Here is a 24,182-nt window from a genome sequence, read left to right on the forward strand (position 1 = left end):
CTGTTGATGAGTGCAGAGCGTCCTCTTTTTGACTCGACTGTGCAATCAGTGGTGAACAGCCAAGGCTGTCGGATGCGTCCTACCCGGCCTACAGGCGCGCCAGCAATTCGGTTTTTTTGGCGTTGAAGTCCTCATCGCTGATGATGGCCCGGCTTCGCAGGTCGGCGAGCTTTTCGATCATCAGGAAAATGTCGGCATCGCCTGCTGTGGGCTTGCCAGGGCGGGACTGCGATTCAGTCTGGAGCGGGAAGGGAGTTTGCGGCACGGACACGGCTGGCAGGTGCTCGGGCAGGAATTCAGGAATGACGGCCTGCGTTGGGGCAAAGCCGTTGTTGTTTTGCTGCACGCCATTGACCGACATGACCGGCAGCCGGTTCACATCCACCAGGCCGTACTGGCTGGTAAAGGTGACGGAGCCGCCGTAGGACTGCTGCTGCGAAACGCCGCCGATCTGGTGGTCCTGCGTGTCGTAGACGGTGACGCTGCCATTCAACTCGATGGCCAGGCGGCGCACCTGCGCAAAGTACGCATAGCGCACGCCATTCTGGGCGCCGGTGCTGTTGGGCCAGCGCAGGTCGGACGGCCACCAGTCGGACGAGATGCCCGGGGCGGGCGCGACAAACAGGCTTGCCGAAGGATTGATGGGTGCATGGGCTTCCTGGTTCGAGCCGCCGCCAGAATGGCTGGTCTGCTGCTGGCCGCCCTGGTTTTGCGACTGGAAGCCACCTAGTTGAAGCAGGCCGGGCTGATTGGCCACCAGCCTTGAGAGTTCGGAGCACAGGGCATCGACGCGGCCCTTGAGCTGGCCGTTGAACATGTCGGACACCATGGTCATGCCGCCGCTCATCCACTGGCCGGAGCCGCTGAATTCGGGGTGGTTGAACTGCGCCATGCTGCCGTTGCCGTTGATGACGGATTCGAGCATGCTCGTGACCGCCCCGGGGCTGAATCCGTGGCGCTGGGCGATGTCGTTGACGGCCTGCTGGCCGCTGTTTGAAAGTTGCTTCATGGTGGGACTCGATGTGTGAAATGAAAAAAACCGCAGTGAAAAATACGGGCCTGCCGGCAAGCCGTTGCCTGAAGGTTCAGCCCTGACAACCTGCAGGTACCGTGCTGCTTGGCCGGGCTGCGCCATCGAGCGGCAGCGGCGTGACGGTCACGCGCACCTCAAGGTCCTGCTCGCCGCCGCCCAGCACCACGCCGCGCATGGGCGTGACATCGCTGAAGTCGCGGCCCCAGCCCAGAGTGATGTGGTCGTGCTGCACCAGGCAGCGGTTGGTCGGGTCAAAATCCACCCAGCCCAGGCCCGGGCAAAAAACCGACACCCAGGCATGCGACGCATCGGCGCCGATCAGGCGCTGCTGGCCGGCGGGCGGGTGCGTCAGGATGTAGCCGCTCATATAGCGTGCGGGCAGGCCCAGGCTGCGCAGGCAGCCGATCATCAGCTGGGCAAAATCCTGGCACACGCCCCGGCGGCCGCGCAGGACCTCTTCGAGCGGCGTGGAAATGTCGGTGGCGGTGTCGTCGAAATCGAACTCGTCAAAAATCCGCTGGGTCAGGTCGAGTGCGGCATCGAGCTGCGGCCGGCCCGGCGTGTAGCTGGTGCGCGCAAATGCTTCGAGTTCAAGGCCACAGCTCACATGCGGCGAGGCATACAGGTAGCGGTAGGCGTCAAACATGGCGGCGTCCATGCCTTGCTGCAGCCGGTCGCGCAGGCTTTCCCATGAAGACGTTCCCTTGATGCCGTCCAGATCGGGCCGCTGCATCAGCGCGACCGTCGATTCGGCATGCACCAGCAGGCTCTGGTGCGGTGCGGTGATCGTGATCTGCCGGGTCTTGTTGCCAAAATAATCAGTCCCGTCAACGCCATCGTTTTCCAGCGGGGTCACCCATGTCTCATGCGACTCGATCTGCTGGCAGGCGAAGGACCTGGGCGTCATGTGCAGGTATTGCTGCGACAGCGTGACCGGGCTGCGGTAGGTCACTTCGGTTTCGTGAACCACGTGGTAGCGGGCGCGCACGGCAGCGCTCAGGGGCAAATGGGTCATGCTGTCTGTATCTTGGTCTGGCGCGTGCCGGTGTAGCTGAAGAATTGAACGCTGACCTGTTCGGACATCTGCGCACTTGCGACCTGGATGCGGTACAGCAGGTCGATCAGCTGCGCATTGCCGCAATACAGATCCGTATCGGGCTTGAGCAACAACAGTTCCTGCTTCAACAGTTCGAGTTCCTCTTCGCCACACGGGCCGTAGGTCAGGGATATCTTTGCCAGGCTTTTCAACACGCCTTCCAGCTGGAACCGGATCGAGCGCGTATTGCTGTCGTCCAGCAGCAGCAGGTCCAGCACCGGCAGCCATTCGGGCTGCGCGCGATAGCGGGCGCGGTAGGTGATGATGCAGTCGGACAACTCTAGCAGCCAGTCCAGGCTGCCGCTGGCTTGCATGCCGAGCGCATGCTGCAGCGTCACCGCCTGGAACTGCAGGCGTTCCAGGCGCCGGCCCAGGGACAGAAAACGCCAGCCCAGGTCGCGGGTCATGCCGTCGAGGGCAAAGCCGGACATGGTCATCAGGGCGGTGGTGGCGTCGTCAAGAATGCTCATCGCTTCCGACTGGGACAGCCGGGCATCGGTGCCGGATACGCTTTCCACCATCTGGTTGAAGGCGCGCCAGTTGTCAACCGAAAAGCGTTCGCGCAGCTGGCCGGCGCTCTGGTAGAGCTGCTGCTGCTGCCTGGCCAGCCCCGGCACGTCGGGCGAAGTCACTGCCAGCAGCAGTTCTGCCTCGATCTTCGCGTCGCTCAGGAGTGCCGCCGCCTTGCCGGCCTGTGTCTGGCTGTGGCTTTTCGTGCTTTCCTTGAGTTCGACCAGGCCAAACCAGTCGCACAGCGCCACCACGGTTGGCCATTCGTCGCCGCGATTGGCGGGGCCGACGTTGAACAGAAAATTCAGCGTCACCCGAAGCAGGCGGGCGGTATTGTCGCAACGCTCGGCATTGCGGCCGAACCAGAAAAGGTTTTCGGCCACGCGGCTGGAAAGATGGGTGTCGTCGCGGATCAGGTCCTGGCTGGTGATGGTGCGTTTGAGCAGGCTGTGTACCTCGACCTGGTTGCTGGACTGTATCCAGGTGTCCTTGCTGCCGCCGCCGCGCTGCATGGTGATGATGCGCGAATCCCTGCCTGTCGCCACGCGGGTCAGTCCGCCCGGCATCACGACGTAGCCTTTTGGCGTGGCGCACGCATAGACCCGAAGGCCGATGGCGCGGGCGCTCAGGCCGCCAGCATCAGGACTCAACACCGGCGCCTGGGACAGCCGGACCAGTTCCTGCGCCACGTAGTTCTTGGGATTGGCGCGCATCTTGTTGATGAAGGCGGTGCGCGCCTCGCCTGTCAGGTCCTTGCCAAAAACGGGAAATTCCCGGAGCTGGGGAAAGCTTGGCTTGATGATGAGCTGGTCGAGCCGGTTAATCGCCACTTCCAGCGCAGCCGCCTCGCCGCACCACCAGGTGGCCACGGACGGCATCTGCAGCGCCTCGCCCAGAAGGCGCTTGCACAGCGACGGCAGGAAGCCCAGCAGCGCGCCCGACTCCAGCAGGCTCGATCCCAGGCTGTTGGCAATCAGCACATTGCCGCGCCGGGCGGCCTCGGTCAGGCCGGCCACGCCCAGCGCCGAGTCGGTGCGCAATTCAAGCGGGTCGCAGTAGTCATCATCGACCCGCCGCATGATCACATGCACCCGCTGCATGCCGGACAGGGTCTTGTGCCAGACGATGCCGTCGCGCACCGTCAGGTCGCTGCCTTCGACCAGCGGCAGTCCCAGGTAGCGCGCCAGGTAGGCCTGCTCGTAATAGGTTTCGTTGTACGGCCCGGGCGTCAGCAGAACAATCAGCGGCGCTTCACTCTCGCGCAGCGGCACGGCACCCTTGCCGCTGGCCGCGCACTGGCGTCCCCAGGTGGCCAGGCTGTCGCGCAGGGTGTCGAAGAAGCCCGCCAGGTGCTGGACGTTCAGGTCGCGCAGCAGATCGGGAAAGGTCCGCGAGATGACCGAGCGGTTTTCCAGCGCGTACCCGGCGCCCGAGGGCGCCTGCGTCCGGTCGGCCACGGCCCACCAGCGGCCGTTGGGCGCCCGTGCCAGGTCAATGGCGTAAAAGTGCAGGGCGACGCCGTCCTTGTGCCGCATGCCATGGCATGGACGCAGGAAGCCGGCATGGCCATGAATCAGCGCGGGCGGCAACAGCCTTTCGGCCAGCATTTTTTGCTCGCCGTAGACATCGATCAGGAGCCGGTTCATCAGCGTCGCGCGCTGGATCACCGCTGCCTCGATGCCCGCCCACTCGTCGTGCGGCAGGATCATGGGCAGGACATTCAGGTCCCACGGGCGCTGCATGCCTTTGTCGTCGGTGTAGACGTTGTAGGTCACGCCGTTTTCGCGCACCTGGCGCTGCACCGATTCGGTGCGCTTGCGCATGACATCAGGCGCTTCGTGCGCCATGCTGTCCAGGAAGGTGCGCCAATGCGCGCGCGGCTGGTTCGAGCCATCCAGCATTTCATCAAAACTGTCGGGCGAAGCAGGGTAACCGGCAAGTAGTTGATTCAGCATCGGATCGGGTATTTCTCTAAAGCGCATTCGTTTTAACCAGCCAGCAAATTTTTTGGTATCAAATAAGCCTTTTGCGCACGTCTGGTATGCGCAAGAAGCTATAAATTCAGTAGCAAAAAGCTGCCATGCGCCTGGCGCTCTGGTGATGTAAGTTCAGGGTGGTTTGGCTCCAGCAAAAACGCGGATGACTCAGAACGAGGCATCCGCGTTGGGGGACCTTACAAGGATACCGTCAATAAGGCTGCCAACGCAAATCGAGCGTCATGGGAAAGCCTGGATTCAAATCTTCCTTGTACACGTTCATCGGTCCCGGGGTATGCCCATGCGCCCAGAAGCGGGCAAAGCGGCGAGCCTCGGCCGCGTTGGCATTGATCGGTGAATGCTCTTCGCTGCGACCGCCCGGATGCACGACATGGTAGGTGCAGCCGCCAATGGCGCGGCCGCTCCAGGTGTCCACCAGATCGAAGGTCAGCGGCGCCTGCACCCCGATGGTCGGGTGCAGGGCAGACCACGGGCTCCAGGCGCGAAAACGCACGCCGGCCACATACTCGCCCGGAACGCCGGTCGGATGCAGCGGCAGCATGCGCCCGTTGCAGGCAATCACGTGGCGCCCGTCGGTCAGCCCGCGTACCCGCAACTGCATGCGTTCGACCGACGAATCGACATAGCGCGCCGTGCCGCCGGCGCTCATTTCCTCGCCCAGCACATTCCACGGCTCGATGGCCTGGCGCAGTTCCATCTCCACGCCTTCATAGACGACGGTGCCGAAACGGGGAAAGCGGAACTCGATGAACGGGTCGAACCAGTGTTCTTCGAAGGCATAGCCCGAGGCGCGCAAGTCCTTGACCACGTCGCGGATGTCCTGCGCCACGAAATGCGGCAGCATCCAGCGGTCATGCAGTGCGGTGCCCCAGTGGACCAGTTTCGACTGGTAGGGCTGGCGCCAGAAGCGCGCCACCAGCGCGCGCAGCAGCAGCATCTGCAGCAGGCTCATGCGCTCGTGCGGCGGCATCTCGAAGGCGCGGAATTCAACCAGACCCAGGCGGCCGGTCGGGCCGTCGGGGGAATAGAGCTTGTCGATGGAAAATTCCGAGCGGTGGGTGTTTCCGGTCAGATCGACCAGCAGGTTGCGCAGCAGGCGGTCCACCATCCAGGGCTTGTCGCCCGGCTGCATCGTGGGCAGCACCTTGTCCATCTGCTGGAAGGCAATCGCCAGCTCGTACAGATTGTCGTCCCGCGCTTCATCAACGCGCGGCGCCTGGCTGGTGGGGCCAATGAACGTGCCTGAAAACAGGTAAGACAGCGCCGGATGGTTCTGCCAGTAGGTGATCAGGCTTTTGAGCAGGTCGGGCCGGCGCAGCATCGGGCTGTCTTCGGCGGTCGCGCCGCCGAGGGTTGCGTGGTTGCCGCCGCCGGTGCCGGTATGGCGGCCGTCCACCATGAACTTTTCAGTGCCAAGGCGCGTCAGGCGGGCCTCTTCGTACAGCGTGGTCATGTTGTAGACCAGCTCGTTCCAGCTGGCCGCCGGGTGGATGTTCACCTCGATGACGCCCGGATCGGGCGTGACGCTGAGCAGCTTGATGCGCGGGTCGCGCGGCGGCGGATAGCCTTCGATCCACAGCTTGAGCTTGAGCTTGGCCGCCGTGTTCTCGACCGACGTGACCAGCGCCAGATAGTCTTCGATGCGTTTGACCGGAGGCATGAAGACATGCAGCCGGCCACCCCGCACCTGCACACACAGCGCAGTGTGGATGACTTCGCGTGGCTCGGGCTGCTCGTCGGCAGGAACAGGCTTTTTCACCTTGGCCGTGCCGCGTTTTTCCTTTCGGCCGGCATCGAGTGGCGCCTGCGGTGCGAAAGGATCAACGTCGAATTCAGGCTCTTTTTCTTCTGGCAGCACCCAGGGCAGCGCATTGAGCGGCAGGCGCAGCCCCATGGGCGAGTCGCCCTCGGTCAGGTAAAGGTGCTCGCGCTTGAGCGGCCAGGGGGAAGTGCGCCAGGCGGTTCCCAGGGCGATGCTCGGGTCCAGGTCCCGGGGCTTGAGCGGCAGGACATAGCCGACGACCTGGCCCAGTCCGCTTTCGAGCAGGCGCGCCAGGCGCCGCCGCTGCTCCGATGCTTTCAGGTCAACCTGCAGCGGGTCCAGGTTCACCGGCAGGCCTTGCTCCAGCCGGGCTTGCTGCAGGACATCTTCATAGGCCGGAATCTGGCTGTAGGCCGGCAGGCCCAGCGCCTTGACCAGTTCGGCGCTGAAGCGCTCGGCCTCTTCGCTGCCATAGCCGTCGGGTTTGGCCTCGTCCGAGAACAGCGTGGGATCGAGCCACATCGGCTGGCCGTCGATGCGCCAGAAAATGTTCAGGGCCCAGCGCGGCAGGGGCTCGCCGGGATACCATTTTCCCTGGCCGTAATGCAGCATGCCGCCTGGCGCGAAGTGATTTTTCAGGCGATGCATGAGCTGGCCGGCCAGTTCACGCTTCTTGTCGCCGTGCGCCAGGGTGTTCCATTCTGGCCCGTCCATGTCGTCGATGGACACAAAGGTCGGCTCGCCGCCCTGGGTCAGGCGCACGTCCTGGCGCTTCAGGTCGGCGTCAACCTGCTGGCCAAGCAGGTTGATTTTCTGCCAGTCCTCTTCCTTGTACGGCTTGGTGACGCGCGGGTCTTCATGAATGCGCGTGATCGTCATTTCATGGAAGAACGTGACTTCGGCCTTGTCGGTAAAACCGGTGACTGGCGCCGCCGACGACGGCATGGCCGTGCAGGCCAGCGGAATATGGCCTTCGCTGGCCAGCATGCCCGATGTGGGGTCCAGCCCGATCCAGCCGGCGCCGGGAACATACACCTCGGTCCAGGCATGCAGGTCGGTGAAGTCGACTTCGGTGCCGCTCGGGCCATCAAGCGAAGCCTGGTCGGCGCGCAGCTGGATCAGGTAACCCGACACGAAACGCGCGGCCAGGCCCATCTCGCGCATGATTTGTACCAGCAGCCAGCCGCTGTCCCGGCAGGAACCCGAACGTTTCTGCAGCGTTTCCTCAGGTGTCTGCACGCCGGGTTCCATCCGCAGCAGGTAGGCAATGTCGCCCTGCAGGCGTTGATTGACGGCCACCAGAAAGTCGTTGGTCGCCAGGTTTTTCTTCAGCAAATCGCGCCGCGCCGCCGCCACCCAGGCAACGAGCAGTTCCCCGGGCTTGTCAGTCTTCAGGTAGGGGCTCAGTTCGGCGGCGAGTTGCACCGGGTAGCTGAACGGGAAAAATTCGGCATACTTTTCAACGAAAAAATCAAACGGGTTGATGACGGTCATGTCGGCCACCAGGTCAACCGTGAATTCAAGCTTGTCCGATTTTTCAGGGAACACGTAGCGGCCGATGTAATTGCCGTACGGGTCCTGCTGCCAGTTGATGAAATGGTTGACTGGCGTGACGGTCAGCGAATACGAAAGAATCGGCGTACGCGCATGGGGCGCCGGACGTAGGCGAACTTCATGTGGTGACAGCGCGACCAGGCGATCGTAGTGGTAGCTGGTTTTGTGGTGCAGCGCAACACGGATGGCCATTGGAGGGTGCCTTTCGGAGGGTGGTGAGTGCAACACGGGCAACCGCATCGCCGGGAACTGAATAAAAAATGTCTACAACGCAGGATTCGTGCCCAGTTTTTTGACTTGGCTAGGCCTGACTTTAGCTGTTTAAGCGCGATAGCAGAGCAGCACCACAAATGAACGGTCAAGGCCTCTGCCTTTTATCATGCCGCCCAGTTTGGCCGCCCCCGGAATGAAGTCTGTCCGTCAGGTTTTGACGCCCCCGTTGTGAAAGCTGAAAATTTTCTCAATCAACCGAGCGGGTGTGGCGTCAACCTTTGACGAAGAAACCAGCATTTGAGCCTTCAATTTTGACTGTGGCCACTGTGTTGCGCGCGGCACACAACAGCCGTGAACCAGGGACACGCCTGGAAAAACCTGTTGTTTTAGCTGTCAAGTATTTGCCCGAGACAACTTTCAGCCTGGGATTCATTTCAGAAAAGTATTACGCGCTGCATATAATTTGAAACATATTTATTGTTTTAAATTGCCATTTTTGAAAAAAATTATTTCATGACATCAACTCCGTTGGTCCGAAACCTGCCATTTCCCGTGTTTGCTACCTTCATGGGACTGGTAGCCTTATGCCAGAGCACGGGTCTGCAGGCCCAAGGCCTGGGCGTGGCAAGCTTGGGTGCCACAGGAGGACTGAACATTCCATCAGCCTACGTGCTGGATTCAGGCGACATGGCATTGAGCGTGGGTAACTACCAGCCTGCGTTAATTGGCAATTTCAGTTACCGGCGTAATTACAGTCTGGGCTTTGGATTGATCCCACGGGTTGAGGTATTCGGGCGTTTCGCCGACTACCAAAATCCAAAGGCGACATTGCCAGGACTGCCTGACATTAACGGACCGCGCGATATTTCGGCCAATGTCAAATGGCAGCTGCCCCTGGACATGGCCGGTCTGCCCAAACTGGCTGTAGGTGCGACTGACGTCAGCGGTGGTGCTGTGAATTTCAGTTCCAAGTATGCGGTGGCCAGCGATGAATATGGTCCCTTGCGCTGGTCACTGGGCTATGCCAGAGCGAAGGCCCGCAAAAATGGCTCCAAGGTACTGGACGGCGCATTTGGCGGCGTCGAATTCAAACTCGGCAGCACCCGCGCTACCGCATTGGCCGAAACTGACGGAACGCAGCGCCACGCCGGCTTGCGTTACTACTCTGAAATGCTGCCCTGGCTGGGCGACGGGCAGGTCGTCACCACCCTTCAGCGCTCGTTTGGCGTCAGCAACATGGCCGGACGCAAAGCCGATGCGACAAGTTTCAATGTATCGCTGGTCTTGCCACTGGACACGGATGACAGCACTCGCAAGGCCAAGGCAGATGCTGTGCACAGGCCGTTAAAGCCCATTTCAGTGATGGCCGGCGACGGCATGACTGCCACAGCCGAAGATCGAATGGATAGCTTGTCGCGCAGCTTGCGCGCCAGCGGTCTGGACCGCGTACGAATCGGAACCTTGGGCAATGAATGGGTGGTCGAGTATGAAAATTACCGTTACCTGCACAACGAGGCCGATGCGCTTGGCATCGTTCTCGGCTTGGCAGCAGAGCATGCACCTACCGGTATTGCCCGGGTTAATGTGATTTCGCGCAAGGCCGGTTTGGTGGTCTTTGAAACCTCGGTCGAGGTGGCTGCATTTCGCAATTTCCTGCGCGACGGCGATGCTGGCCGCATCAAAGACACCATGGGTTTTGGCCGACTCGCAGGTTACGATGCCGCCAACGTGCAATGGGCCGCAGGCGATGCAGGGGCAGCGCAACATCGCTCATTGTTGCGCGTGGAACTCAAGCCGCTGCTCAATTATGCGTTTGCCACCGAATATGGCGCTTTTGATTACTCGCTCGCTGCCAATGTTCGCGGTACAGCCACCATATGGCCCGGCGGAGAAGTCTATGCCGACTTGGTGAAGCGCCTGAACAACAGCAGCGACATGGAGCCCGGTCGCTTGTTTGCCAGTTCACTGCACCGAAACGGCCTAAAAACGCTGGCAGTGCAGCAGTCGTTCTGGCTGGGTCCACGCCTTTTTACCAGTGTGGGCGTGGGTAAATACAACTACCAAGCCTACGGCACAGAGGGCGAATCCATCCTGTTTCTGCCATGGAACGAGGACACCCTGCACCTCAAAGGCAGCTACCAGCGCAACAAGGACAATACGTTGCCCAGCCGTGAAGAGGCTTATGCGGCGTCCTACCGCTGGAAATTCGACACCCAGACCTGGGTAGAGGGCAGTTACCAACAGTACACCGACCGTTCCACGGGGCCAAGCGTGACCGTGACCCGCTGGTTTGGCGATGTGGCTGTGCAAGTGTTTGCCCGCAAGGGGGGCAACAGCACCTTTGTGGGCATGGAACTTAGCCTGCCTTTGACGCCGCGCCAGGGCATGGGGTCCGGCCCGGTGCAACTGACTGGAACGCCACGCTATGCGCAGTCGCTTCGGACACTCATCACCAATGCGGCCAACCCGGGTAACTATGTACGTCCCGATGCGGTGCGCCCAGTCAACCTGAATTACAAGTCTGAAGTGGAATTGCTAAACGCGGGCCGCGTCACGCCGGAGTACATCAAGGAGCAGGTTCAACGTATGCGAGAGTCGTTTTTTCTCTACGCCCGTGACCAAATCGAATGAAAACATCATTCATCAATTGGTAAAAGCTAAAAAAATTTGCAAGATTAAGTTAGTATTCGCCAGAAGTATTAAACAGATTAGTACAAAATTTATGTATTTTTAACAAAAGGTAACGTATGCATTTCAATAAAATCTCTTTGGCAGCATCGCTATTTGGCTGCGGCGTTTTGCTGGCTGCATGTGGTGGCGACAGTACACCCTCTAAAACTGTTGCATCAGCTGACACCACAGCAGCAGTTACCGCCTCCACTGCGCAAGCGATGGTGAATAAAAGCTTTAGCTTTGACTCTGGCGTTTCCGCTTTAGGAACGACATCAGCCACAACGATTGCACTCTCCGGCTCCAGTGCAAACCCCGATTTCAGCCTCAGTTCGGGAGGATTCGGTGCAAAAGGTGGGATGACCTATGGTTCGTGTATTTTTAAAATCACTCAATCTAACTTTCCAGCAACTTTCACAAAGCTGCAAGTTGGTGCAACGACCGAAGTTAAACCTTGTGATCTGAAACTGGCCACTGCTGGTTTGACCACTGGCTCATCCAATTCATTTGTGAAGTGGATATTGGGCAATGCTTCCAGCATTAGTCTGGGTGTGACCGTGACGATCAGTGAATCTGGCGTCGTAACGGTGAGCGGAACGCCTTTTGGCACTATCACGTTTGTCATTGCTACTGGCGCTACTGGCCTCGGCGGTTAACCCACTTTTACCGTCCCCATTTAGAGCCCCAGCGTACATTGCGCGGGCTACACATCTCAAAAGCCCGCACTTGGCGGGCTTTTTTGTGGCTCGAATTTTTCAGCTTCATGCCGTCTCGTAGATCAGTAATCACATGCCCTTAATCGAGCACTTGCTGATATTTGAATATTGGGCCACAAAAAAAAGGTTCACTACTATTTTCATAGCAATGAACCTTTATCTGTTTTGGTGCCGGAGAGATGAATCGAACACCCGACCTTCTCATTACGAATGAGCTGCTCTACCGACTGAGCTACACCGGCTTAAGCTCTCGATTATAGCCCGGAGTGATAGGCGGTGACCCGCTCGACTTCATTTTTAGAGCCCAGCATCACGCTGACACGCTCGTGCAGTTTGGTCGGCTGAATGTCGAGAATGCGCTGCTTGCCGTTGGTGGCGGCGCCGCCGGCTTGTTCGATGAGCCAGCTCATCGGGTTGGCTTCATACATCAGGCGCAGCTTGCCGGCCTTTTCGGGCTCGCGCTTGTCCCACGGGTACAAAAACACGCCGCCCCGGCACAGGATGCGGTGTACGTCCGCCACCATGGAGGCAATCCAGCGCATGTTGAAGTCCTTGCCGCGCGGCCCTTCCTTGCCTTCCAGGCATTCGTCGATGTAGCGCTTGACCGGTTCGTCCCAGTGCCGCATGTTGCTCATGTTGATGGCAAATTCCTGCGTGTTGTCCGGAATCTTCACGTTTTCCTCGGTCAGCAGGAACGAGCCCTGTTCGCGGTCGAGCGTGAACATGGCCACGCCGTCGCCCACGGTCAGCACCAGGGTGGTCTGCGGACCGTAGACGCAGTAACCGGCCGCCACCTGCTGGTTGCCGGCCTGCAGGAAATCGCTTTCCTCGACGCCGTGGTTGCCTTCGGCTTTTTTCAGCACGCTGAAGATGGTGCCGATGCTGACGTTCACATCAATGTTGCTGGAGCCGTCGAGGGGGTCGAACATCAGCAGGTACTCGCCTTGCGGATAACGGTTGGGCACCACGTAAATGCTGTCCATCTCCTCGGACGCCATGGCCGCCAGGTGGCCGCCCCATTCGTTGGCCTCGATCAGCACTTCATTGGCGATGATGTCGAGCTTTTTCTGGATTTCACCCTGCACGTTCTCGCTGCCGGCCGTGCCCATCACGTCGCCCAGCGCGCCTTTGTTGACGGCCTGGCTGATGCCTTTACAGGCTCTGGCCACCACTTCGATCAGCAGGCGCAGCTCGGGCGGAATGTGGCCTTCAAGGCGCTGCTGCTCGACCAGGTAGCGAGTGAGGGAAATCTTTTTGGACATCAGGAAAAACTCCAGTCGGTAAATGAATAGGGGGCCTGCCGGGCTCAATGGCCCAGGGCGCGCGTGACCACTTCGTGCGTGTCTTTGCTCAGGTCGGTGCGGGCGGCAACGCGGGCAATCGCCTGGTACGCCTGGCTGCGGTAGGGCTCGGCCAGCTTGCTCCAGCGGTCCAGCGCGCGCGCCAGCCGGGCGGCGACTTGCGGATTGAGGGCGTCGAGTTCGACCACGCGTTCGCACCAGAAGGCGTAGCCGGCGCCGTCAAGCCGGTGAAAGCCCGCCGGGTTGCCCTGGCAGAAGGTGCTGACGACGCTGCGCGCGCGGTTCGGGTTTTTCAGGCTGAAGTCGGCATGCTTCATGAGCTGCCTGGTCGCCGGCAGGATGTTGCCGCCGCGATCGGGCGCGCCGGTCTGCAGGCTGAACCACTTGTCGATGACCAACGCCTCGTCCTTGAACATGGCGTGGAACATGGCCAGCGCCTGCGCGGCCAGCGGATGGCTGCTGGACACCAGGGCGGCCAGGGCGTTGAAGCGGTCGGTCATGTTGCCGGCGTCCTTGAAACGCTGCAGCGTCTTGCCCGGCCACACGGTGTCGCCAGTTTCCCGCGCGGCCAGGCAGAGGTGTGTCAGCGCCATGCCGGCCAGCGCGCGGCGGCCGCTGGACACCGGGTCGGGCGTGTAGGCGCCGGTGTCGTGATTCGCTTCGTATACCGCTTCCCAGTCGGCCTGGAGCGCGCTGGCGAGCTGCTGGCGCATGGCTTCGCGCACGGCGTGGATGTGCTGCGGATCGACCACGTCGAGCTGCTCGGCCAGATAGGTTTCGGATGGCAGCGTCAGCACCAGGTCCTTGAAGGCGGAATCGAGCGTCGGGTGGCGCAGGATCTCGCGCATGGCGTCTAAATAAGCATCATTTAGCACGTTTGCGCATGCTGCGACTGCATCACTAGCTATTTTTTTAATAGCGATAATAGCGCTGTTGACCGCCAGGCGCTGGCCGGCTTCCCAGCGGTTGAAGGGGTCGCTGTCGTGCGCCAGCAGATGCAGCAGTTGGGAATCCCGGTAGTCGAACTCCAGCACGACGGGCGCGGTGAAGCCGCGAAGAATGGACGGCACCGGTTCGGCGTCGAGGTTGACAAAGGTGAAGCTTTCGCTTGCCTGCGCCAGCACGACGGTGCGCGTTCCTGCGGCAGCAGCGGTTTCGCCGTCCAGTTGCAGCGGCACATCCTGGCCGTCCACGCCGAGCAGGCCAAGGCCGACCGGAATCACGAACGGCTCCTTGACCGGCTGTCCCGGCGTGGGCCAGCAGGTTTGCGACAGCGTCAGGGTGTAGCTGCGGGCGGCCGCGTCGTACAGGCCCTGCGCTTCCAGTCGCGGTGTGCCGGCCTGGCTGTACCAGCGCTTGAACTGCGGCAGCAGGCGCGCCAGATCCGACGCCGGATTGGCATCGGCAATGGCCTGCGCAAAATCGTCGCAGGTCACGGCCTGGCCGTCGTGGCGTTCGAAGTAGAGCGTCATGCCCTTGGCAAAACCCTGGCGGCCCACCAGCGTCTGCATCATGCGGACGACTTCGGCGCCTTTTTCGTAGATCGTGACGGTGTAGAAATTGCTGATCTCGATGTAGCTGTCTGGCCGCACCGGATGCGCCATCGGGCCGGCGTCCTCGGGGAACTGGGCGGTGCGCAGCACGCGAACGTCCTCGATGCGCTTGACGGCTCTAGCTGAAGGCTGGTCGCACAGGTCCTGGCTGAATTCCTGGTCGCGAAACACCGTCAGGCCTTCCTTCAGGCTGAGCTGGAACCAGTCGCGGCAGGTGATGCGGTTGCCGGTCCAGTTGTGAAAATACTCGTGGCCGACGACGCTTTCGATGTTCGAAAAATCAATGTCGGTGGCCGTCGCCTGGTTGGCCAGCACGTACTTGGTGTTGAAGATGTTCAGGCCCTTGTTTTCCATCGCGCCCATGTTGAAGTCGCTGGTGGCGACAATCATGAAGCGTTCAAGATCCAGCGGCAAGCCGAAGCGCGCCTCGTCCCAGGCGACCGAATGCATCAGCGAGACCATGGCGTGCTCGGTCTTGTCGAGGTCGCCGGGCCGTACATAGACCTGCAGCAGGTGCTCCTTGCCGGCGCGCGTGGTGATGCGCTGCTCCCGCGCCACCAGCTGGCCGGCCACCAGCGCAAACAGGTAGCTCGGCTTGCGGTGCGGATCGACCCATTTGGCGAAATGCCGCGCGCCGTTCGGACCATCGTCGAGCGGGCCGTGCGCCACCAGGTTTCCGTTGGACAGCAGCACCGGGTATTTCGCCTTGTCGGCGCGCAGCGTGACGGTGTAGCTGGCCATCACGTCCGGGCGGTCGAGGAAATAGGTGATGCGCCGGAAGCCTTCGGCTTCGCACTGGGTGAAGAACGAGTCGTTGCTGACGTACAGGCCCATCAGCTTGGTGTTCCTGGACGGGCAGGTGGTGGTGAAGATTTCCAGCTCGAACGCATCGGGCAGGTCGCACAGCACCAGCTGGCCGCCTTCCATCTTGAACGACGTGCCCTGCCCGTTGACCTGCACGCGCGCCAGGTTGAGTTCCTCGCCGTCGAGCCGGAGCGGCTGCGCCGGCACGTCCGGGTTGCGGCGCAGCGTCATCTTGTTGAGCACGCGCGTTTTCGCCGGGTCCAGGTCAAAGCACAGATCAACGGTGTCGATCCAGTAGGCCGGGGCGGTGTAGTCGGCGCGGTTGATGACCACGGCGGCGCCGGGTCCTGTTCCGTCAAGCATTGGCAGCATGGGGGGTTCCTCAAAAATCCAGAAATTCAAAACAGGCGGCCGAAGCCGCCATCAGACGCCCTGTTTCAGGGACGCTTCAATAAACGGATCCAGGTCGCCGTCCAGCACTTTTTGCGTGGCCGAGGTTTCGTAGTTGGTGCGCAAGTCCTTGATGCGGCTGTTGTCCAGCACATAGCTGCGGATCTGGTGGCCCCAGCCCACGTCGGTCTTGGTGTCCTCCAGCTTTTGCTGCGCTTCCTGCTGCTTGCGCAACTCGAAGTCGTACAGCCGCGAGCGCAGGCGTTTCCAGGCGACATCGCGGTTGCCGTGCTGCGAGCGGCCTTCCTGGCACTGCACGACTATGCCGGTCGGGATGTGCGTCAGGCGAACCGCCGAATCGGTCTTGTTGATGTGCTGGCCGCCGGCGCCGCTGGCGCGGTAGGTGTCGGTGCGCACGTCGGACGGGTTGATGTCGATTTCAATCGAGTCGTCGATCTCGGGGTAGACGAACACCGAGGCAAACGAGGTGTGGCGCCCGCCCGACGAGTCGAACGGCGACTTGCGCACCAGCCGATGCACGCCGGTTTCGGTGCGCAGCAGGCCAAAGGCGTATTCGCCCTCGATCTTGATGGTTGCGCCCTTGATGCCGGCGGTGTCGCCGGCGGACTCGTCCTCGATCGTGGTCTTGAACCCCTTGCGCTCGGCATACTTGAGGTACTGGCGCAGCAGCATGCTGGCCCAGTCGCAGGCTTCGGTGCCGCCGGCGCCGGCCTGGATGTCCAGAAAAGCGTTGAGCGGGTCGGCCGGGTTGTTGAACATCCGGCGAAATTCCATCTTTTCGACTTCAGTGACAACCTTGGCCGCTTCACCCTCGATGGCGCGCATGCCGGCTTCGTCGTTGTCGTCCTTGGACATCTCGAACAACTCGGTGTTGTCTGCCAGTTCCTGCTCCAGCCGGTCCAGGATCAGCACCACGTCTTCGAGCGATTTTTTCTCGCGGCCGAGTTCCTGCGCGCGCTTGGGGTTGTCCCAGACCTTCGGGTCTTCGAGCGCGGCGTTGACTTCGTTCAGTTTTCGGGCTTTGGCAGGATAGTCAAAGATACCCCCTGAGTTCATTGACCCGGTTGCTCAGGTCCTCGATCTGGTTGGAAATGATGTTGATGTGTTCTGCGTCCATGGGGAAAGTCCTGTCGTTGTCTGAAATTCAATCGGCCATTTTCTCATGCTCGCAGCAGGGCCGCCGGGCACCGCCTTGCAGGCAGATCAGAGTGACGCCGTGGCAGGCACGGCCAGCGGCAGCGTGACGCTGAACTGTGCGCCTTCGGCTTCCCGGCTCTGCACGCTGATGGTTCCGCCGTGCGCTTCGACCAGCTGCCGGGTGATGTACAGACCCAGCCCCAGGCCGGTCGTGCTGTCGCCCTGGCCCACGGCCCGCTCGAAGGGGTCGAAGATACGCTGCTGGTCCCGGGCTTGTATTCCCTTGCCCTGGTCGCGGACGTGGATGGCCACGCTGTCGGCCAGCAGGACCAGGCTGACCTCGACCGGCCTGCCGTTGCCGTAGCGCAGCGCATTGGTCAGCAGGTTGGTCACCACCTGCTCGATCCTGAATTCGTCCCAGCAGCCGGTCAACGGCTGGTCGGCATGCAGCGTGATGGTGCTGCCTGCGGCCTGCGCCTGGTGGCTCAGGTGTCCCACCACGCGGGCCAGCAAGGCCGGCAGGTCCACCGGGCCGGGGCGGATCGACAGCCGGTTGCTGCGGATGCGCGTGACATCGAGCATGTCGTCGATCAGCCGCACCATGCTCTGGACCTGGCGCTGGTCGCGCGCGACCATTTTTTCCAGGTAGGCAACGTCGAAAACAGCCACCTTGCCGCGCTCCAGCAGCATTTTTCGCATCTGCACATCCATGAAGAGGGTGTTCAGCGGCGTTCGCAGTTCATGCGCCACCACCGACATGAACTCGTCGCGCAGCTTCAGCGCCTTTTGCAGTTCCATCTGCGTGGTCTGCAGGTTCGCCAGCAGGGCTTCCTGTTTCTTCCTGCTGTGTTCAAGCGCCAGTACCTGGCGCCGGGTTTCCAGGCGCTGCCGGTACAGCAGGGCAAACACATTGACCTTGGACTGGACCGCCTGCACATCGAGCGGCTTGTACAAAAAGTCCACCGCGCCACTTTCATAGCCCTTGAACGCGAAGTTCGACTCCTTGCCGGCCGCCGTCACGAAGACGATCGGGATGTGGCGCGTCTTTTCCGTGCCGCGCATCAGCTCGGCCAGCTCGAAACCGTTCATGCCGGGCATCTGCACATCCAGGATGGCCAGCGCGAATTCATGGGTCAGCAGCAGGGCCAGCGCTTCCTCGCCGCTGGACGCCTGAAAAACCGTCCGGCCTTCCAGGCGGATGACGGCTTCGAGCGCCAGCAGGTTGTCGGGCAGGTCGTCAACGATCAGGACGTTGACGTTGTTGTCTTTCAGCATGAATTCTTTCCCAGTTCCAGCAGCAGGCTGTGGATGCTTTTCAAATCAAGGATCAGGTCGGGCTGGCGCAGGCGGATGGCCGCTTCAGGCATCACGGCCATGCAGGCTTCGGCCGGGTCCTGCACCACGGTCAGGCCGCCTTGCCGGCCGATTTTATCCAGCCCCCGGGCGCCGTCCGCGTTGGCGCCGGTCAGCAGGATTCCGGCAAGGTTCAGGCCGTAGGCGTCGGCGGCCGACTCCATCAGCACATCAATCGAGGGACGCGAAAAATGCACCTGCGCCTCGCAGCTCAGGGACAGCGAATGGTCCGTCTCGACCAACAAATGGTAGCCCGGCGGTGCAAAGTAGAGCGTTCCCGGCGTCAAGGTTTCCTTGTCCGCCGCCTCCCGCACCTGCATGGCCGTGCGCCGCCGGAATATTTCCGCCAGCTGGCTGTGGTGGCTTTCAGACAGGTGCAGCAGCACCACCAGCGGCAGGCCAAAGCTGGCAGGCAGTCCGGTCAGGAGTTCCATCAGCGCATCCACGCCGCCGGCCGAAGCGCCGATCACCACCGCCTTGACGCGCTGCAATTTCGCCTGGGTCAGCTTGTCCATCACGCCAGCCCCGGCCGCTTGCGAAAGATCCGCTCGGCGCGCACCAGCGGCTCGAAACGGGTGGCGTAGCTGGAAAAGTCTATGCTTTCCTTGCTGCCCAGGCACAGGAAGCCGCGGTGCCCCAGCGATTCGTGAAACAGCCCGAAGGCGCGGTCCTGGAGTTTCTTGGTGAAATAGATCAGCACGTTGCGGCACAGCACCATCTGGGTTTCCGAAAACACGCTGTCCGTGGCCAGGCTGTGGTCGGCAAAGACGATGTTGTCCCGCAGCGACTTGTCGAAGATGGCCGCATCGTAGGCGGCGGTGTAGTAGTCGGCAAAGGCCCGCTGGCCGCCGGACTGCTGGTAGTTGGCGGTAAAGCCGCGGATGCTGCTGAGCGCAAAGATGCCTTGCCGTGCCTTGTCCAGCGAAGCCGGATTGATGTCGGTGGCATAGATCAGCGAACGCTCCAGCAAGCCTTCCTCGCGCAGCAGGATGGCCAGCGAATACACCTCTTCGCCGGTGCTGCAGCCGGCAATCCACACCTTGAGGGACGCATAGGTCCGCAGGTACGGCACCACCTGCTGGCGCAGGGCCAGAAAAAAAGCCGGGTCGCGAAACATTTCGCTGACCGGAATCGTCAGGTACTGGAGCACCTGCTGGAACACCCTGGGGTCGTGCAGCAACCTGGTCTGCAGCTCGGGAATGCTCGGGCAGGCGAGTTGCGTCAGCGCATACAGCACCCGGCGTTTTTGCGAGGCGCCGGAATAGTCCCGGAAATCGTAGCTGTACTTGAGGTAGATCGCCTCCATCAGGCGCTGCAGTTCGGCGTCGGTCGTGCTGGCCTGCAGGCCGTTGCCGGGTTCGGCCGCCGGCGGGCCTGTGGGACTGGTTTTTTGGGGCATGGCTTAAGCCCGCCCGGCCACGGGCATCCACACCCTGAGCAGGGAAAACAACCGGTCCAGGTCGATCGGCTTGGCCAGGTAGTCGTTCGCGCCGGCCGCGAGGCATTGCTCCTGGTCGTCCTTCATGGCTTTGGCGGTCACCGCGATGATGGGGAGTTTTTGCAAGCGTGGATTCTGGCGGATGCGGCGCGTTGCTTCAAGCCCGTCCATGCCCGGCATCATGATGTCCATGAGCACCAGCTCGATGTCTGGCACCTCGCCCAGCCGCTCCAGCGCCTCGAAGCCGTTGCGGCCGATTTCGACCACGAAGCCCTTTTGCTCCAGCGCGCTGGTCAGCGAAAAAATGTTGCGCACATCGTCATCGACCAGCAGGATTTTTCGGCCCTCGAACACCTCGTCGCGGCTGCGGGCGGTTTTCAAGAGTTGCTGCTGTTCGGCCGACAGGCTGGACTCGACCTTGTGCAGGAACAGCGTGACTTCATCGAGCAGGCGCTCGGGCGAATGCGCGCCCTTGATGATGATGGAGCGCGAGTATTTCAGCAGGTCGGCCTCTTCGGCGCGGCTCAGGCTGCGGCCGGTGTACACGATCACCGGCGGAAACGAGCAGATGTCGCCCGCCGACATGCGCCTGAGCAGTTCATTGCCCTGCATGTCGGGCAGCTTCAAGTCCACGATCATGCAGTCGAAGATCGTGCTGGCCAGCAGGGCCAGCGCTTCGGCGCCGGTCTGCACCGCGGTGATGTCCACCTCGTCGTCGGCAATCAGCCGCATCACGCTTTCACGCTGCAGTTCATCGTCTTCCACCAGCAGCACGCGCTTGAGCTTTTGCGTCAGCTTGTGCTCCAGGGTGGTGAACACCTCCTTGAGCTGTTCACGGCTCGACGGCTTGATGGCATAGCCCACAGCGCCCAGCAGCAAGGCGGCTTCCCGGTGGTCCTGGCCGGACACCACATGCACCGGAATATGGCGTGTCGCGGGCGTTTCCTTCAGTCGCTGCAGCACCGACAGGCCCGAGCGGTCAGGCAGCCCCATGTCGAGCAGCACCGCATCGGGCTTGAACTGCCCGGCCAGCAGGAAACCGTCTTCGCCGCTGTGCGCCACCAGGCAGTTGAAGCCAAGCTCCCGCGCCAGGTCGTACAGGATGCGGGCGAAGACAGCGTCGTCCTCGATCACCAGCACCACCCGGCCCTTGCCCTTCATGAAGCGGTCGTCGGCAAAAGCGGGCAGCGCAGACTGCGATGAAACCGGCGGGACTGGCGCAGTCGTCGCCTGCGGGGCAGGCTGAACGGCGTGCTGCAGGGCGGCGGTTGCCGGCTTGTCCAGCGGAGCGGGCAGGGCGGCAGGCAGGTGCAGGGTAAAGGTGCTGCCCTGGCCGGGAATGCTGTGCACGGAAATCGAGCCGCCCAGCAAAATGCTCAGGTCGCGTGAGATCGACAGCCCCAGCCCGGTGCCGCCGTAGCGCCGGCTGGTGGTGCCGTCGGCCTGGCGGAAGGCCTCGAAAATGATGTCCTGCTGCTCCTGGCCAATGCCAATGCCCGAGTCCTGCACTGCCAGCGCAATGCCGCCGGCGGCTTCGGGCACCACCTGCAGGCGGACAGCGCCGGTTTCGGTGAACTTGAGCGCATTCGACAGCAGGTTTTTCAAGATCTGCTCGACCCGCTGGCGGTCGGTCAGCAGGGCCGCCGGCGTGCCGGGCGCAATGTGTATTTCAAAAACCAGATTTTTCTGCCGGGCGAGCGGCTCGAAGCTGGTCTTGAGCGAATCGACCAGGGCGGCCAGCGTGACCTGTTCCGGCACCAGTTCGAGCTTGCCGGCTTCGACCTTGGAAATGTCCAGGATGTCATTGATCAGGTTCAGCAGGTCGTTGCCCGACGAATGGATAGCCCGGGCAAAGCGCACCTGCTCGTCGGTCAGGTTGCCTTTCGGGTTCTCGGACAGCAGCCGGGCCAGGATCAGCGAACTGTTCAGCGGCGTGCGCAACTCGTGCGACATGTTGGCCAGGAACTCGGACTTGTAGCGGCTGGCGCGCGCCAGTTCCTCGGCGCGAGCTTCCAGGTCGGCCTGCGCCTGGCGCAGCGCTGCATTGTTGTGGTCCAGCGACATCGCCTGCTCGGCCAGCTGCTCGTTGGTCTGCTCCAGCTCGGCCTGCTGGTTTTCCAGCGTCGCCTGCGACTGCGACAAGACGTTTGACTGCTCCTGCAGTTCTTCGTTGGCCGTGCGCAGTTCTTCCTGCTGGACCTGCAGCTCTTCATTGAGCTGCTGCGTTTCGCCCAGCGCATCCTGAAGGCGCTGGCGGTACACCGCACCATGCAGCGCGGTGCCGATGGTGTGCGCCACCAGCCCGGTCAGCTCCATGTCGCGCGGCTGCAGCCCCCGGAAAAAGGCCATTTCGACCACGCCCGTCACCTGCGCATCGTGGTGCAGCGGCACCACCAGCACATGGCGCGGCGCGGCCTGCCCGAGTCCCGACGCTACCTTCAGGTAGTCGGGCGGCACGTCGTCGAGCCGGACGATGCGGTTTTCCAGCGCCGCCTGGCCCACCAGCCCCTGGGTGCCGTAGAAGGTCTGCTCGACCTGTTCGCTCCCCGGGGTGAAGCCATGGGCTGCCACGCGTTTGAGCCGGCCATCGCTGTCGCGGCTGTAAAGCGCCGCCACCGGGGCCTCCAGGTAATGCGCCAGGAATTCCAGCGCGCTGTGCCCCAGCCGTGCCATGTCCGGTTGGCCAAGCATCTGTTCGGCCAGCCGCGTCTGGCCGCTGCGCAGCCAGGCCTGCTGCTGCAGCTGGGCGGCATGGTCGGCCTGCTGCTTGAGCACCTCGTCGTAGCTGACCGACAGGCCCAGCAGTTCGCGCCGCCCCCGAAACGCCAGCAGGCCGCTGACCCCCAGCGTGAACAGCAGATAAGCCAGCACGCTCCAGAACGTGGTGCTGCGCGCCTCTTCATTGCGCTGCAGCAGCAGCCGCTGCTCCATGGCGATGAAACTGTCCAGTTCCTGCCGGATCTCGTCTTTCAGACGCTTGCCACGGCTTGTGCGCGCCAGGGCAACATAGTCCAGATTGTTGCGGCGCAGGGTAATCGCCTCTTTGGCAAACTCGTTCCATTGCTGCTGCAGGCCGGTGATCCGCTGGAGCCGGGCCACCTGCACCGGGTTGTCGCTGACCATGGCGGACAGGGTCGCGACTTCGCTGTCAAAGCGGGACAAGGCCACCTCGTAGGGTTCCAGGAAGGGTTCCTCGCCGGTCACCAGGTAGCCGCGCATGCTTGATTCCATTTCCGAGTTCAGCCGGGCCACCTGGTTGGCGTTGCCAATGACCCGCTCGGAGTGTTCCACCCAGTTCAGGATGGACAGCAGGTAGGCGATCAGCACCAGGAACAGAACGGCGCTCAGGGCGCCCAGCCCCAGCGGAAAGCTGATGTTGCGCGACAGGATGCGGCGAAAGCTGTCCTGGGTGACGGGTTGCGAATCGTTCATGAAAGGGGGCTTTGCGCTTCGGGGTACAAAAAGCGTCAAGTTTGCCCTAAAAAGCCCGGCGCCCGGGCCTGGCGGCGCGGGTGCTTCAGGCCAGGAAAGCTTCGATCAGCCGGGCCAGCGCCTCGGGCTGGTCGTGGTGCAGCATGTGGCCGGCATCCTCGACCACGGCCACCCGCGCATCGGGCACCTGGCCGAGCCGCTCATGGTATTCATCGAGCGAATACTTGCCTTTCCACCACTGCGCCATCGAATCACCGGAGGCTTCGACCGCCAGCACCGGCGCGATGATGCGCTGGTAGATTTCCAGCACTTCATCGACCCGGTAGAGCTGCGCGCTCGGGACCTTGTGTGCCGGGTTGCCCAGAATCCGCCACTGGCCCGATGCATCGGGCCGCGCCCAGTGGCTGGCCAGCCAGAGCGCCTTGTCCGGCGTCAGCCGGGGATTGGTCTTGATCAGGCGCTGCGCGACGCCGCCGACATCGTCATAGCTTTTCAGCGCCATCTCGCCGCGCTGCACGCTTTTGAGTCCGTCCATCCATTGCGCCAGCCGTCCGGCCGCCTGGCTGGGCCGGCTGGCCGGCAGGCCGAATCCTTCCAGGTTGACCAGCCGGCAAATACGCGCCGGCCGCACGCCAGCGTACAGCATGGCCACGTTGCCGCCCATGCTGTGGCCCACCAGGTCCACCGCCTGGCCGGGCGCGTAATGGTCGAGCAAATGGTCCAGGTCAGCCAGGTAGTCGGCAAACCAGTAGCTGTCGGCCTGCCAGCCCGAAGGCAGCAAGCCGGTCTGCCCGAAGCCGCGCCAGTCGGGCGCGATGATGGTGCGGCCGGCGGCAAAGGCGTCGGTGAAGGCATCGACCATGAACTGGTAGGACGCCGCCACGTCCATCCAGCCGTGCAATAAAACCAACGGCGGCAATGCGGCACCTTGCCCGCTGGTCCAGGTCAGCACATGGTGGTCGAGTCCGCGCATGGGGACAAACTCGCTGCGAAAAAGTCGGGTTTCTTTGTACATTGGACGCACATCATAAGGAGACGGATGTTCAAACGCAGTCAAGGCAGCGACAGGGCCAAGCGCCATGCCGAACTGCACTTCAGCTTCTGCGTGCAGGTGGACAAGGACTGCAACAGTGCCGAGGCCTGTTGTTATATGCTCCTGATTTAATAGCTGCTAAAGCCGGCCTGTAAAGCGTAAAAGCCGA

The 24,182-nt window shown here is 62.0% G+C and carries 15 protein-coding genes and 1 tRNA gene; 3 read left to right on the top strand and 13 right to left on the bottom strand.

Annotated features, from left to right (window positions below):
- Positions 1–88: 88 nt before the first annotated feature.
- From EC86_RS0100905 to EC86_RS0100920, 4 genes are all read right to left on the bottom strand, one after another.
- Positions 89–1,009, bottom strand: a complete 921-nt coding sequence (locus EC86_RS0100905) for an SHOCT domain-containing protein (protein ID WP_029523842.1) — start codon at positions 1,007–1,009, stop codon at positions 89–91.
- Positions 1,010–1,085: 76 nt separating this feature from the next.
- A complete protein-coding gene (locus EC86_RS0100910) occupies positions 1,086–2,048 on the bottom strand; it encodes a transglutaminase family protein (protein WP_029523843.1) in 963 nt (320 codons plus the stop codon).
- Positions 2,045–4,594, bottom strand: coding sequence for a circularly permuted type 2 ATP-grasp protein (locus tag EC86_RS0100915; RefSeq protein WP_029523844.1), 2,550 nt, complete (start codon positions 4,592–4,594; stop codon positions 2,045–2,047). The genes EC86_RS0100910 and EC86_RS0100915 overlap by 4 nt, the downstream gene beginning before the upstream one ends.
- A gap of 232 nt (positions 4,595–4,826) precedes the next feature.
- Positions 4,827–8,144: a transglutaminase family protein gene (locus EC86_RS0100920; RefSeq protein ID WP_029523845.1), complete on the bottom strand. Its 3,318-nt coding sequence runs from the start codon at positions 8,142–8,144 to the stop codon at positions 4,827–4,829.
- Between the two features lie 573 nt (positions 8,145–8,717).
- Here EC86_RS0100920 and EC86_RS0100925 point away from each other — a divergent pair.
- Complete coding sequence (locus EC86_RS0100925) at positions 8,718–10,796, top strand: YjbH domain-containing protein (RefSeq protein WP_198026735.1); 2,079 nt, start codon at positions 8,718–8,720, stop codon at positions 10,794–10,796.
- 116 nt (positions 10,797–10,912) lie between these two features.
- A complete protein-coding gene (locus tag EC86_RS28440; RefSeq protein WP_156955159.1) occupies positions 10,913–11,491 on the top strand; it encodes a hypothetical protein in 579 nt (192 codons plus the stop codon).
- A 226-nt stretch (positions 11,492–11,717) separates the two neighbouring features.
- On the opposite strand, the gene EC86_RS0100930 is transcribed toward EC86_RS28440, so the two are convergent.
- The 9 genes from EC86_RS0100930 to EC86_RS0100970 form a co-directional block, all read right to left on the bottom strand.
- Positions 11,718–11,793: transfer RNA gene (locus tag EC86_RS0100930), tRNA-Thr, on the bottom strand.
- 12 nt (positions 11,794–11,805) lie between these two features.
- Positions 11,806–12,813, bottom strand: a complete 1,008-nt coding sequence (locus EC86_RS0100935; RefSeq protein WP_029523847.1) for a class 1 fructose-bisphosphatase — start codon at positions 12,811–12,813, stop codon at positions 11,806–11,808.
- A 44-nt stretch (positions 12,814–12,857) separates the two neighbouring features.
- Positions 12,858–15,581 carry an aminopeptidase N gene (pepN, locus tag EC86_RS0100940; protein ID WP_051675657.1) on the bottom strand — a complete coding sequence of 908 codons (2,724 nt, stop codon included), beginning with the start codon at positions 15,579–15,581 and terminating at the stop codon, positions 12,858–12,860.
- A 51-nt stretch (positions 15,582–15,632) separates the two neighbouring features.
- Positions 15,633–16,737 (bottom strand): peptide chain release factor 2 gene (gene prfB, locus EC86_RS0100945; protein WP_156955160.1). Its coding sequence is split into 2 segments (ribosomal slippage): positions 15,633–16,655 and positions 16,657–16,737, totalling 1,104 coding nucleotides; the frame shifts between segments, so codons are not numbered across the junction.
- Positions 16,738–16,823: 86 nt separating this feature from the next.
- A complete protein-coding gene (locus EC86_RS0100950; protein ID WP_029523850.1) occupies positions 16,824–18,032 on the bottom strand; it encodes a hybrid sensor histidine kinase/response regulator in 1,209 nt (402 codons plus the stop codon).
- A complete protein-coding gene (locus EC86_RS0100955) occupies positions 18,026–18,625 on the bottom strand; it encodes a chemotaxis protein CheB (RefSeq protein WP_029523851.1) in 600 nt (199 codons plus the stop codon). Before EC86_RS0100955 ends, EC86_RS0100950 begins: the two co-directional genes overlap by 7 nt.
- Positions 18,625–19,509, bottom strand: coding sequence for a CheR family methyltransferase (locus tag EC86_RS0100960; RefSeq protein ID WP_084181085.1), 885 nt, complete (start codon positions 19,507–19,509; stop codon positions 18,625–18,627). The genes EC86_RS0100955 and EC86_RS0100960 overlap by 1 nt, the downstream gene beginning before the upstream one ends.
- 3 nt (positions 19,510–19,512) lie before the next feature.
- The gene (locus tag EC86_RS0100965; protein WP_029523853.1) at positions 19,513–22,980 is read right to left on the bottom strand and encodes a response regulator; all 3,468 of its coding nucleotides are present in this window, start codon (positions 22,978–22,980) and stop codon (positions 19,513–19,515) included.
- Positions 22,981–23,065: 85 nt separating this feature from the next.
- Positions 23,066–23,995 (bottom strand): alpha/beta fold hydrolase, encoded by a 930-nt coding sequence (locus EC86_RS0100970; protein ID WP_029523854.1) that lies wholly within the window; start codon positions 23,993–23,995, stop codon positions 23,066–23,068.
- A gap of 24 nt (positions 23,996–24,019) precedes the next feature.
- On the opposite strand from EC86_RS0100970, the gene EC86_RS30325 reads away from it, so the two are divergent.
- Positions 24,020–24,145, top strand: coding sequence for a hypothetical protein (locus EC86_RS30325; protein ID WP_269635676.1), 126 nt, complete (start codon positions 24,020–24,022; stop codon positions 24,143–24,145).
- Positions 24,146–24,182 lie beyond the last annotated feature (37 nt).

This window comes from Polaromonas glacialis, from assembly GCF_000709345.1.
In the GTDB taxonomy this organism is placed as follows: domain Bacteria; phylum Pseudomonadota; class Gammaproteobacteria; order Burkholderiales; family Burkholderiaceae_C; genus Polaromonas; species Polaromonas glacialis.